Below are 12,460 nucleotides of genomic sequence, written 5' to 3'. Positions count from 1 at the left end.
AACTCTTTTCTTCTATTTTTAATTAATTGACTAATTACTTGCGTAAGCCAAGAACATCTTGCATATCGAATAAACCGGTACTTTGGTTTTGCAAGAAACGGCCCGCACGCAATGAACCTTGCGCATAGGACTGACGGCTTGAAGATTTATGACTGATTTCAATACGTTCACCATCACCTGCAAATAAGACAGTATGGTCGCCAACAATATCGCCACCACGAATCGTTGCAAAACCAATTGAACCTTCTTTACGTTCACCGGTATGACCTTCGCGGGCATACACAGCAACATCATCAAGCTTTTCACCTAAAGCATTCGCAATCACCTCACCCATCTTGAGTGCGGTACCAGAAGGGGCATCGACCTTATGCTTGTGATGCGCTTCAATAATCTCAATGTCATAACCTTGATTGAGCATCTTTGCCGCGATCTCCAGCAACTTAAAAGTGGCATTCACACCCACGCTCATGTTAGGAGCAAAAACAATCGCCAGCTTTGCAGATGCTTTTTTCAAGCTAGCAATTTGATCGGTAGTTAGGCCTGTTGTACCGATAATCATTTTGGTACCCGTCTTTTCAGCAACAGCCAAATGGGCCATAGTGCCTTCTGGCCTGGTGAAGTCGATTAAGAATTGTGCATGAGCCAAAACCTGAGCAACATCAGAAGAAATCACTACACCCGTCTTTTTGCCCAAGAAGGCGCCAGCGTCTTCACCCAGCTGTGGGCAAGCATTATGCTCAAGCGCACCCACCAGCTCTGCATCAGCTGTATTGAGGACAGTCTCAATCAACATCTTGCCCATACGGCCTGTTGCCCCAGCAATTGCAATCTTCATCATTTTTCTTCGCTTCTGATTAAAAGTTGCTGAAGCAACTTACTTCAGCATCAACACATAAGTAATTTTTTACTTGGCTTCACTGGCCTGCGGAACATTGAGAGCACCAGGACCCAATGGCTCAGGCTGAGCATTTGGATCCTTTTTAGAAAAACTAAAAAAGTCCCAGAATGAACTGCTAGTACTAGCTGGTGGTATGGCCGCACCCGCTGCCAAATTATCCGTTTTACTTGGCACCATGAGTTCGGGTTGCTGCAATGGTGGCGTGACTGGTGGCTTATTGGTGCCTGTGATGACCTCCCAGAACGAGCGTTTGGTTTTAGCGTAGTTATCGATCTCGGCAACCATCTCAACTTCTGTTGGCAAAGCATCACCATCAAACTTCACTACTTTATCGCCATCAAAGAACACTGTGACATGACGATCTTTGCCCATAACCTGTCCAGCGCGCTTAAATTCAAAAATATAATCCCAGCGATTTGCGTGGAAGTAACTAGCTAACAATGGTGTACCCATAATTTGACGCACCTGTTCGCGTGTCATCCCTAGTTGCAATTTGGAATACTGCTCACTAGAGACGAAGTTACCTTGCACAACATCAGGAACATAGGGTCTAAAAACCTTATTCATCCATGCGCGTTGAGTTTCATCAACAGCAGAAGTGCACCCAACAACCCCCATCAATCCCAGCAGAGCCAAAGACACTAGCCCCAATCGAGCGGGGGAATAAACACCCTTCAAAAACGGGTTCAAAAAACGGATAAAAAGTTCAAGGCAATTTTGCATGGCTGGCCGTATCATTAAGACATTGATTTTAGCTCCCAATGCCATAAATATGACCCAAAACCCTAGCCCTGAAGATTTACGCGATATTGGCCTAAAAGCTACCGGCCCAAGGATGAAAATCCTCGATTTTTTTCATCAAAACGGGGGAACCCACTTTAGCGCCGAAGATGTCTTTATGGCCTTAGCCAAAGAAGACAAAGAGATCGGTCTGGCAACGGTTTATCGGGTACTCACCCAATTTGAGCGGGCTGGCCTTCTATTGCGTAGTCATTTTGAATCTAGCAAAGGGGATAGCAGGGCAATCTATGAATTGAATGAGGGTCAGCACCACGACCACCTGGTTTGTATTGATTGTGGCCATGTAGAGGAATTTGTAGACGAAGCTATTGAAAAAAGGCAACGTGATATTGCCAAAAACCTTGGCTTTAAGCTCCAAGAGCATTCTTTAGCCATGTATGGCCACTGCTTAAAGAAGAATTGCCGCAATAAACAAGCTAAATAAGACAGCCAAAGTAAGCCGTTTTTAGCACTGTAGAAGCAAAAAAGACCTCAATTTGAGGTCTTTTTTACACAATTAAGCCGAAAAATAGGATTTAAACGTTTTTTAACAACTTTTAGACGCTCTTAGCTACTCTTATCTATTTTTTCTTACTTTACAGCCATTAATGCTTCAGCGGCATTGAGCATCTGCACTGAATAACCCCATTCGTTGTCATACCAAGCCAATACCTTCACCAGCTTGCCATCCGCAGAAACGCGAGTTTGGGAGGCGTCATAAATACTTGGGCGTGGATCATGGTTAAAGTCGATGGATACCAAGGGCAATGTATTAAAGCCCAAAATGCCTTTGAGCTCACCTTCGCTAGCAGTCTTCAGAATGGCATTCACTTCGTCAACGCTGGTGGCGCGACTAGCAGCAAAAGTGAGGTCAACAACAGAAACATTAATGACAGGTACACGCATTGCGAAGCCATCAAAGCGACCTGCCAATGCCGGCAAAACCAAACCAACTGCCTTAGCAGCACCCGTCTTCGTTGGGATCATGCTGGTAACGGCTGAACGCGCACGACGCATATCCTTGTGATACACATCTGTTAACACTTGGTCATTAGTAAATGCATGAATCGTAGTCATCAAACCAGACTCGATACCAATCTTTTCTAAGAGCGGCTTTACCAATGGGGCTAAACAGTTGGTTGTGCAGCTAGCATTAGAGACAACAACATCGCTTGGCTTCAATACATTTTGATTTACGCCGTAGACAATAGTTGCGTCTACATCTTTTTCACCAGGAGCAGAAATCAGCACCTTCTTCGCACCCTGCTCAATATGAATCATGGCTTTTTCTTTGGAAGTGAACTTACCAGTACATTCCAAAACTAAATCAACGCCCAACTCACCCCATGGGGTTTCTGCAGGATTACGTGTGCAGAACATTTTGATGCGATCGCCATTGACCACCATGCAATCGCCATCAACGGATACATCTGCTGGGAAACGGCCATGAGCAGAGTCATACTTTGTAAGATGGGCGTTAATAGCAATATCACCCATCGCATTAATTGCGACGATCTTGATATCACGACGTGGCTTACCATTTACTTGATCTTCATATAAAGCACGCAATACCATACGACCAATGCGTCCATAACCATTAATTGCGATACGAATTGTCATTTATTTCCCCTTACTAATATTGAATTTATTCCGCACTTTGATTTATTTCTTTGCGATGCATTGTTTAACTGTTTTCGCAATCTGGTCAGCCGTTAATCCAAAATATTCATACAGCACTGGCGCAGGCGCAGACTCACCAAAGGTATCTACGCCATGAACTGCTGCGCAACCATACTTCCACCAGAAATCACTCACGCCCGCTTCAACTGCAATGCGCGGAATATTTTCAGGCAATACTTTTGCTTTGTAGGCAGCATCTTGTTGATCAAAGACAGTGGTTGATGGAATTGAAACCACTCGAATACCTAAACCTTCTTTTTCTAACTGTTGCGCAGTTTGTAATGCAAGCGCAATTTCAGAACCAGTTGCAATAATGACCGCATCAATCTTGCCGGAGGGATCACGCAAAACGTAACCACCACGTGCGATTTCTTTAATTTGTGCAGAAGTACGAGATACAAATGGACAATTCTGACGACTAAAGATCAAGGCGCTAGGGCCGTTTTTACGCTCAATGGCTGAGCCCCAGGCTACAGCGCTCTCTGTGGTGTCACATGGACGCCAAACCATCAGGTTCGGTATGAGACGCAAGCTGGCTACATGCTCTACAGACTGATGGGTTGGGCCATCCTCACCCAAACCGATTGAGTCGTGGGTAAAGACAAAAATACTGCGCAACTTCATCAAAGCAGCCATACGCAAAGCGTTACGACTGTAATCGGAGAAGGTTAAGAATGTGCCGCCAAATGGGATGTAACCACCATGCAAGGCAATACCGTTCATGATGGCGCTCATACCAAATTCACGAACGCCATAATTGATGTGATTACCCCATTGATCAGCGCGCACAGGTTTGCATGAAGACCAATTAGTGAGGTTGGATCCTGTTAAGTCGGCAGAGCCGCCCATAAATTCTGGCAAAGCAGGTGCTAATGCTTCAATCGCATTCTGACTTGCTTTGCGAGTCGCAATGGTTTCTGCTTTAGTTTGGCAAGTTTTTAAGTATGCATTTAATGTGGATACAAAATCTTTAGATAAATCACCTGCCATACGACGTTGCAATTCAGCAGCAAGTTCTGGAAATTTGTTTTTGTATTTCTGAAATTCTTTATTCCACTCATGTTCGGCAGCTTGACCACGCTTTTTAAAATCCCATGCCGCATAAATATCTTTCGGAATTTCAAATGGGGCGTATGGCCAATTCAATGCAACACGAGTTTCAGCAATTTCTGCCGCCCCCAATGGGGAGCCATGTACCTTGTCGCTACCCGCCATATTCGGTGAGCCTTGACCTATCGCAGTCTTGCAGCAGATCAGGGTTGGCTTATCGCTCTTTTTGGCCTCAGCAATCGCGGCAGATACAGCCTCTGCATCGTGGCCATCAACGGCCCGAATCACATTCCAACCGTAAGCCTCAAAACGCTTAGGGGTATCTTCGTTAAACCAAGAAACCACTTTGCCATCAATCGAGATGCCGTTGTCATCCCATAATGCAATTAACTTATTCAACTTCAGTGTGCCGGCCAAAGAACACACTTCGTGACTAATACCTTCCATCAAACAACCATCACCTAAAAATACGTAGGTGTAGTGATCAACGATGTTAAGGCCAGGACGATTAAATTCTTCTGCTAATAATTTTTCAGCAAGTGCCATTCCTACTGCATTAGAAATTCCCTGTCCCAATGGACCCGTAGTTGTTTCTACGCCGGGAGTAATTCCATACTCAGGATGTCCTGGAGTTTTGCTGTGCAATTGACGAAAATTTTTCAACTCTTCAATCGGCAAGTCGTAACCAGAAAGATGCAAGAGTGAATACAACAACATAGATCCATGACCATTGGATAAAACAAAGCGATCACGATCAATCCAAAGTGGATCTGTTGGGTTATGTTTTAAATGTTCATTCCAAAGACCGACAGCAATATCTGCCATACCCATTGGCATACCAGGGTGACCTGAATTTGCCTGCTGCACAGCATCCATGGATAAGGCGCGAATGGCGTTGGCCATACGAATTTGAAGATTTGACATCGTAAAAGTGGTCTCTGGAAAATTAATTGGCTATATTTCAGTAATGCCTCAATTTTATCTTCCCGGACCATGGGAATCCCAAAAGCCGACCGCCCTCACCCCAGAGGTTGCCCACCATTTGCGCGTTAGGCGTGTCCAAGCCGGGGAATTCTTCCCTGTATTTGATGGAAAAGGCCAGGTAGCCAAAGGAGAACTACTCTCTTTGAGTGGAAAAACGGGTCAAGTTCAACTGACGGATATCCATACCGACACCCATCGTGAGACCCCATATACCATTACCCTGGCTCAAGGACTGGCTGGCGGGGACAAAATGGACTGGATTGTTGAGAAAGCGGTAGAAACGGGCGCCCAAAATATTGCCCCCATGCAATGTGAACGCTCCATCCTCAAGTTAACCCGCTCCAGCGACCTTGAGCGCGCCCAAAAAAGACTTGCCCACTGGGAGGGCATCATTCAAGCAGCTTGCGAGCAATGCGATCGCACCGTCCTTGCCAGCCTGGAGCCCATTCAAACTTTTGAAAGTTATTTACAAGCGACTCCAAAACCCGCACTCAAACTACTACTCAGTCCTGATGCGACGAAAAGCCTGTATTCGGTGTTAATTGAAAATGCTCCCCAAGATATCGTCTTAATGATCGGCCCCGAGGGTGGTCATTCCCCTGAAGAAGAGGCTCAAGCGCAAGCAGCAGGCTATCAATTGGTTTCACTGGGGGAGCGGGTACTCAGAACGGAAACAGCGGGCGTAGTGGCTATTACAGCCGTACACAGCGTATGGAATCCTGAAATGCAAAATCGCCTCAAGTAGAGGCGATTTATAAGGCTTGCAAGACTTTAACGATTAAGCAAAAGAATAGAAGACGCGGTATGGAGTACGGCGCTCAGCCCAGAAATCAACAGCATCACGGAAAACATCCAACAATGTTTCACGGGCTTCTTTGTCAAACTTCTGAGTACAAGGCAAACCTTCAAGCACCACTACAAATCCAGGCTGTGGGCCAGACTTGTCTACCGTGGTAGTCAAAGCATCCAACAAAGGATCGTAATTTTTTGCCTGCTGCTTAGTAAATGAGTACGCAATCGCAATCGACTCCAAAACCTCACCTTTAGTCATTGCATTTGCGCAATTGGCATAAATGAAGTGTTGACCCAATTCAGTTGCCGCTTCCTGCAAATCAGGAGTACGGAAAGCACGAATAGATTGAACGATATTAGGGCGCACACTGCGCAACATTGCCGGCGGTCCGGCATCGCGAACGGCCAAAGCGGCACGCCAAGAAGCTGTCACTTTTTTCCCCGAAACTTGATTTGCTGCATAGGTTTGTAAACGAGATAAACCGCCTTCAGCATAAATGTTGGCAGCGGATGATTCGGTTTCCAGTCGATCATTGCTATCCCAACTTTCAGCACGGCTATGTTCATCGAAGCTTGCTGTATTGCTGTTTTCAGAGCGATTATTCATGATGGGTGCTAGGTTACCCTTAACACGCCATCAAATCAAGCCCAAATACAGTGCATTTTATGTAATGCACTGATTTATATAGAAATAATATATGTAAGTTATTACTAACTTACATATATTACTGATTCTTAAGAAATGCCTCTGGCGTTACTCGCTGCCTCTACAACCGCCAAAGTTGTCACATTCACAATACGACGCACAGTTGCGGCCGGAGTGAGGATGTGAATTGGCTTAGCAACACCTAACAACAATGGGCCGATTGCAATGCCATTGCCTGCTGCTGTTTTTAGCAAATTGTAAGAAATGTTTGCTGCATCAATGTTTGGCAGGACCAAGAGATTGGCATCGCCCTTCAGTGAGGATGAAGATACGGCACCTTCTCGAATGCTTGCATCTAAAGCGCTATCGCCATGCATCTCTCCATCAACCTCTAGAGTTGGATCTGCCTTTTGGAGTAATGCCAACACTTCACGCATCTTGACTGCGGAAGGGGCATTGCTAGAACCAAAATTCGAATGGGACAGTAAGGCAACTTTCGGAGCTAATCCTAGCTTTCTCATTTCACTTGCGGCCATGAGAGTGAGATCAGCTAACTGTTCGGCCGTAGGGTCTAGATTGATGTGGGTGTCCACTAAAAATACTTGGCGTCCTGGAAGAATCAAACCTGACATGGCACCATAAACATTCGCACCAGGCTCATGCCCAATCACTTCATCAATATATTTCAGGTGCGTAGCGATATTGCCGACTGTGCCGGAAATCATGCCATCAGCCATGCCTTTTTGAATCAACAGACTTCCAATCAAACTGTTGCGGCGGCGGACTTCTAACTTAGCAAACGACTGCGTTACACCCTTACGCTCTGTGAGTGCAAGGTAGGTTTGCCAGAAATCACGGAAGCGTGAATCATTCTCTGGATTCACAATCTCAAAATCATCGCCCGCCTTCATACGCAGGCCGAATTTCTCAATTCGATGCTCGATAACGGCTGGGCGACCAATCAGAATTGGGGTAGCAAGATGCTCATCAATGATGATCTGCACTGCACGCAATACACGCTCATCTTCACCCTCAGCGAACACAATGCGTTTTTGATTTGCTGGTACACGTTTAGCAATGCTAAAGAGTGGCTTCATCAAAGTGCCAGAGTGGTACACGAATTGCTGTAACTGATTGCGATAGGCATCGAAATCTTTGATTGGGCGTAGAGCTACACCATCATCCATCGCCGCCTTAGCAACTGCAGGAGCAATCACGGTAATGAGTCGAGGATCGAATGGCTTTGGAATTAAATACTCCGGGCCAAAGGATAAGTTATCGAGACCGTAAACAGAAGCAACCACTTCGCTCTGCTCTGCTTGAGCCAATTCCGCTACTGCCTTGACCGCTGCGACTTCCATGCCACGAGTAATCGTTGTTGCACCCACATCCAAAGCACCGCGGAAAATGAATGGGAAACATAAAACGTTGTTTACTTGATTTGGGTAGTCGGTACGACCAGTCGCCATGATTGCATCCGGACGAACTGCTTTCACTTCTTCAGGAAGAATTTCAGGGGTTGGATTTGCTAAGGCATAAACCAATGGCTTCGGTGCCATCTTCTTCACCATGTCTTGCTTGAGTACACCCCCAGCAGAAAGACCCAAGAAAATATCCGCACCTTCAATCGCTTGATCAAGTGTGCGCAAATCTGTGTCTTGGCAAAACGGCTCCTTTTCAGGATCCATCAACTCTTTACGGCCCTTGTATGCAACGCCAGCCAAGTCAGTAACCCAAATATTTTTACGCTGAATACCTAAGTCAACCAATAAATCTAAGCAGGCTAGCGCAGCAGCACCAGCTCCTGAGGTGACTAACTTAACCTCTTCTACTTTTTTACCAACCACCTTCAAACCATTGAGGATGGCGGCTGCAACCACAATCGCTGTACCGTGTTGGTCATCATGGAAGACTGGAATCTTCATGCGAGCTTGCAACTTGCGCTCAACGACAAAACAATCAGGCGCTTTAATATCTTCTAAATTAATACCGCCAAAAGTTGGCTCTAGTGCCGCAATAATTTCTACTAATTTATCGGGATCGTTTTCATTGACTTCGATATCGAAAACGTCAATGCCAGCAAACTTCTTAAAAAGAACTGCTTTACCTTCCATCACTGGCTTACTTGCCAGCGGTCCAATATTTCCTAAACCTAAAACGGCTGTGCCGTTCGTAATGACGCCAACTAAATTTCCACGGGCGGTGTACTTGAATGCATTTGCCGGATCTTTAACAATCTCTTCGCAAGGAGCTGCAACGCCAGGCGTGTATGCAAGGGCTAAGTCTCGTTGATTGGTTAATTGCTTTGTTGGGGCAATTTCAATTTTTCCCGGAGTCGGAAACTCGTGGTACTGAAGCGCTGCCTCTCTTAAGGCTGCAATTTGTTGCTCTTTATTATTTTCTTTGCTCATCCACTAACTCGCTAAGTTCTGTCTTATCTTCATTTAGCTAAGACTTATAAGACTTCAATTCTATTCCTCTCGGACATTCGCTTCATAACCACCATAAAATGGGGCATGTCTTCTCGCGCTACCCCCCTCGGTGAATTTGACCTGATTGAACGTTTTTTCAAAACGGGTGCGGATTCAATGCGCTCTAAAGCAGATCAAGGCGTTACCTTGGGGATTGGTGATGACTGCGCCCTGATCAAACCACCAGGGAATGAAGAAATAGCCATTACCAGCGATATGTTGGTTGAGGGCAGGCACTTTTTTGCTGGCGCCGATCCCACCCTATTGGCCCGCAAAGCCCTAGCAGTTAACCTTTCAGACCTAGCGGCCATGGGGGCAAGTCCGCTGGGTTTTACCTTGGCAATTGCCCTACCAAAAGTAGATGAAGTCTGGCTAGAAGCTTTCTCTAAAGGGCTTTTTGCCATTGCTAAGGAGTATTCCTGCCCCCTTATCGGCGGCGACACCACTGCAGGCCCCCTCACCATCTCGATCACCGCCTTTGGCAGCATCCCCGCCGGCAAAGCTATTCGCAGATCTGGCGCAAAGGCAGGCGATGACGTTTGGGTCTCGGGTGCGGTTGGAGATGCCAGACTTGCTCTTGCTGCACTGCGTCATGAAATAGATCTATCTAGCGAAGACTTACAACGAATTGAAGACCGCATGCATCAACCAATGCCGCGCATTGACTTAGGCATTCAATTGAGAGATGTGGCAAGCGCAGCTTTAGATGTCTCTGATGGGTTGTTGGGTGATTTACGCCATATTTTGAAGCAATCGCAAGTTGACGCACAAATTCAGTTGGATCAATTACCAAAATCGAGCATCTTGAAAAAACAAGAATCTTCCATTCAAAATTTATTTGCCGCATGCGGCGGTGATGATTACGAGCTTTGCTTTACTGCACCATCAAGCCAGCATGAAAAAATACAGGAAATTAGCAAAACACTTAACTTGCCACTAACACTCATTGGAAAAATACTTCCGCAAAAAGATCATCAAGCAAGGGTATATTTACTAGATGCATCAGGAGTCCTCTTAAGTGATTCACAAGCAGCTCCATTCCTCAACTCATTTGACCACTTCGCACAATGACTAATGTTGAGCATTCCGCAGAAGTAAAACCAAACCTTAAATGGGTTTTTCAAACTGCTAGTCGCACCATTGCATTTGGCTTTGGTAGTGGTCTAAGTCCTATAGCTCCAGGCACTGCCGGTACTCTTTGGGCGTGGGCTGCATTTCTTATAGGTGAATATTTTTTCAGTACGGCAGACTTTACCTGGATCATTGGTGGCGGCATTTTGCTCGGCTGCTGGATCTGCGGTCATGTCAGCGAAGAGCTTGGTAAAAAAGATTTTGGCGGTATTGTTTGGGATGAAATTGTCGCGTTCTGGCTGGTGCTTATCTTCATCATGCCAGCTAATATTTGGATGCAGTTGATTGCTTTTGCGCTATTCCGATTTTTTGATGCCATCAAACCAGGCCCTATTGGCATGATTGATCGTCACTTTAAAAATACAGCAGGTGATGGCGCTCAGCGATCAAGCTTCTTACAAATTATTTGGCGAGGGTTCGGAATTGTGGTGGATGATCTTGCTGCTGCATTTTTTACACTGCTCGCAGTAGCCTTGATACAGTTTCTCATTAGATAATGAACTCAACTGATCTCACCAAAACCTTAGCTGAGATTTTGCTTTCCAGAAACTGGCTGGTGTCACTTGCAGAGTCTTGTACTGGTGGTCTTGTATCTGCCACCCTGACTGAACTTGCAGGCTCAAGCGAGTGGTTCGAACGTGGCTACATCACTTACAGCAATGAAGCAAAAACGGAGTGCCTGGATGTCCCAGCCCGGTTAATTGAATCCTATGGAGCTGTTAGCGAGCCAGTAGCCAAGGCCATGGCCGAAGGTGCGCGGATCAATTCGGGAAGTAATGTGGCTATTTCTATTACTGGGATTGCCGGCCCGTCAGGCGGAACCACTGAGAAGCCCGTAGGCACCGTCTGTTTTGGCTGGGCGACTGAAAATCAAACCTTCACTAAAACCGTACATTTTGACGGTGATCGTCAAGCAGTAAGGAGGCAAGCAACCGAATTTGCGCTGACTGAGTTAATCGCCCTACTCAGAAATTAAGTGCAAATTCAGACTGCCAATTACTTCATCCAGCCTTTGCTGTGGAAATACCAGAGTGGAATGATTGCTGAAATTACCATTGCAACAATCGCCATTGGATAACCCCAAGTAGCATCTAACTCAGGCATGTGCTTGTAGTTCATTCCCCAAATACTGGCAAGCAAGGTTGGTGGCATTAAGGCTACCGATACCACCGAGAAGATCTTGATGATCTTGGATTGGTTTAAGTTAATGAAACCGACGGTAGCATCCATCAAGAAGTTAATCTTGTCGAATAAGAAAGCGGTATGGTTTTCCAGAGAGTCGATATCGCGCAAAATTTGACGTGCCTCCTCCTGTTGCTCATCAGAGAGTAACTTGCTGCGCATCAGGAAGGACAAGGCTCTACGGGTATCCATCACGTTACGACGAATGCGGCCGTTGGTATCTTCCTCTTTGGCAATAGTTTCGAGGACTTGCTCAGCATCTGCATCATTGATGTCATCTTGCAGAACTCGTTTACCAGCTTGCTCCAGGTTTTCATAAACCTCTTCCAAAGCATCAGCAGAATACTCAGCATCTGTTGAGTACAAATCTAGCAATACATCTTTTGCATTGCTCACTGAGCCAGGACGCAAACGCGCGCGCAAGCGAACTAAACGGAACACTGGCAAATCTTCGTCATGAATTGAGAACAACACTTGCTTGGTCAGAACAAACGCTACTCGAACGTTGCGAGAGGTCTCTTCTTCATCCAATAAGAAATCAGTACGGATGTGGAGGTGGCCATCATCTGCTTCAAAATAACGCGCAGACGCTTCTAAGTCACCCAAGTCATCCAACTCAGGCAAAAGTACGCCAAATGCCTCTTTAATCCAAATTAATTCCTCTTCTTCTGGATCAACCACGTCAATCCAGATAGGATTGGCATATTGCAACAATTCATTGCGATCTTCGACTTGCTCTTGAGAGAGGCGGCCATTTTGCAGGACGAACAAGTTGATCATGGTGAACTCCTAAGGAATGTGCGCTAGTTTATCAGCCAACGCAAAAGTCACTACCCCATGAGAGAA

At 45.8% G+C, this 12,460-nt stretch carries 12 protein-coding genes; 5 read left to right on the top strand and 7 right to left on the bottom strand.

The window, feature by feature from the left end; translation table 11 throughout:
• Positions 1-34: 34 nt before the first annotated feature.
• Complete coding sequence (gene dapB / locus C2755_RS01260) at positions 35-835, bottom strand: 4-hydroxy-tetrahydrodipicolinate reductase (protein WP_215322246.1); 801 nt, start codon at positions 833-835, stop codon at positions 35-37.
• Between the two features lie 69 nt (positions 836-904).
• On the bottom strand, positions 905-1,540 hold the full coding sequence (locus C2755_RS01255) for an outer membrane protein assembly factor BamE (RefSeq protein WP_251368499.1): 636 nt from the start codon (positions 1,538-1,540) through the stop codon (positions 905-907).
• Between the two features lie 130 nt (positions 1,541-1,670).
• Here C2755_RS01255 and fur point away from each other — a divergent pair, with 130 nt between their 5' ends.
• The gene (fur, locus tag C2755_RS01250; protein ID WP_072583439.1) at positions 1,671-2,123 is read left to right on the top strand and encodes a ferric iron uptake transcriptional regulator; all 453 of its coding nucleotides are present in this window, start codon (positions 1,671-1,673) and stop codon (positions 2,121-2,123) included.
• A gap of 146 nt (positions 2,124-2,269) precedes the next feature.
• On the opposite strand, the gene gap is transcribed toward fur, so the two are convergent.
• The gene (gap, locus tag C2755_RS01245) at positions 2,270-3,298 is read right to left on the bottom strand and encodes a type I glyceraldehyde-3-phosphate dehydrogenase (RefSeq protein WP_215321417.1); all 1,029 of its coding nucleotides are present in this window, start codon (positions 3,296-3,298) and stop codon (positions 2,270-2,272) included.
• Between the two features lie 42 nt (positions 3,299-3,340).
• Positions 3,341-5,332, bottom strand: a complete 1,992-nt coding sequence (tkt, locus tag C2755_RS01240) for a transketolase (RefSeq protein WP_215321416.1) — start codon at positions 5,330-5,332, stop codon at positions 3,341-3,343.
• 43 nt (positions 5,333-5,375) lie between these two features.
• Between tkt and C2755_RS01235 the strand changes: the two genes are divergently transcribed.
• On the top strand, positions 5,376-6,137 hold the full coding sequence (locus tag C2755_RS01235; RefSeq protein ID WP_215321415.1) for a 16S rRNA (uracil(1498)-N(3))-methyltransferase: 762 nt from the start codon (positions 5,376-5,378) through the stop codon (positions 6,135-6,137).
• Between the two features lie 33 nt (positions 6,138-6,170).
• On the opposite strand, the gene C2755_RS01230 is transcribed toward C2755_RS01235, so the two are convergent.
• Together C2755_RS01230 and C2755_RS01225 are read right to left on the bottom strand one after the other, a co-directional pair.
• The gene (locus tag C2755_RS01230) at positions 6,171-6,791 is read right to left on the bottom strand and encodes a barstar family protein (protein ID WP_215321414.1); all 621 of its coding nucleotides are present in this window, start codon (positions 6,789-6,791) and stop codon (positions 6,171-6,173) included.
• Positions 6,792-6,919: 128 nt separating this feature from the next.
• Complete coding sequence (locus C2755_RS01225) at positions 6,920-9,241, bottom strand: NADP-dependent malic enzyme (RefSeq protein ID WP_215321413.1); 2,322 nt, start codon at positions 9,239-9,241, stop codon at positions 6,920-6,922.
• 105 nt (positions 9,242-9,346) lie between these two features.
• Here C2755_RS01225 and thiL point away from each other — a divergent pair, with 105 nt between their 5' ends.
• Genes thiL through C2755_RS01210 form a run of 3 tightly spaced genes read left to right on the top strand, consistent with a single transcriptional unit; the run spans position 9,347 to position 11,408 of the window.
• A complete protein-coding gene (gene thiL / locus C2755_RS01220) occupies positions 9,347-10,372 on the top strand; it encodes a thiamine-phosphate kinase (protein ID WP_215321412.1) in 1,026 nt (341 codons plus the stop codon).
• A complete protein-coding gene (locus tag C2755_RS01215; protein ID WP_215321411.1) occupies positions 10,369-10,929 on the top strand; it encodes a phosphatidylglycerophosphatase A in 561 nt (186 codons plus the stop codon). The genes thiL and C2755_RS01215 overlap by 4 nt, the downstream gene beginning before the upstream one ends.
• Positions 10,929-11,408, top strand: coding sequence for a CinA family protein (locus C2755_RS01210; RefSeq protein ID WP_215321410.1), 480 nt, complete (start codon positions 10,929-10,931; stop codon positions 11,406-11,408). The genes C2755_RS01215 and C2755_RS01210 overlap by 1 nt, the downstream gene beginning before the upstream one ends.
• 20 nt (positions 11,409-11,428) lie before the next feature.
• Here the strand turns inward: C2755_RS01210 and corA are convergent, their stop codons facing one another.
• Positions 11,429-12,394, bottom strand: coding sequence for a magnesium/cobalt transporter CorA (gene corA, locus C2755_RS01205; protein ID WP_072583348.1), 966 nt, complete (start codon positions 12,392-12,394; stop codon positions 11,429-11,431).
• Between the last annotated feature and the right edge of the window lie 66 nt (positions 12,395-12,460).

It is taken from the genome of Polynucleobacter sp. MWH-S4W17 (assembly GCF_018687535.1).
Lineage (GTDB): Bacteria > Pseudomonadota > Gammaproteobacteria > Burkholderiales > Burkholderiaceae > Polynucleobacter.
The sequence above is the reverse complement of the archived record's forward strand: the minus strand, read 5'-3'. Positions and strand labels throughout refer to the sequence as shown.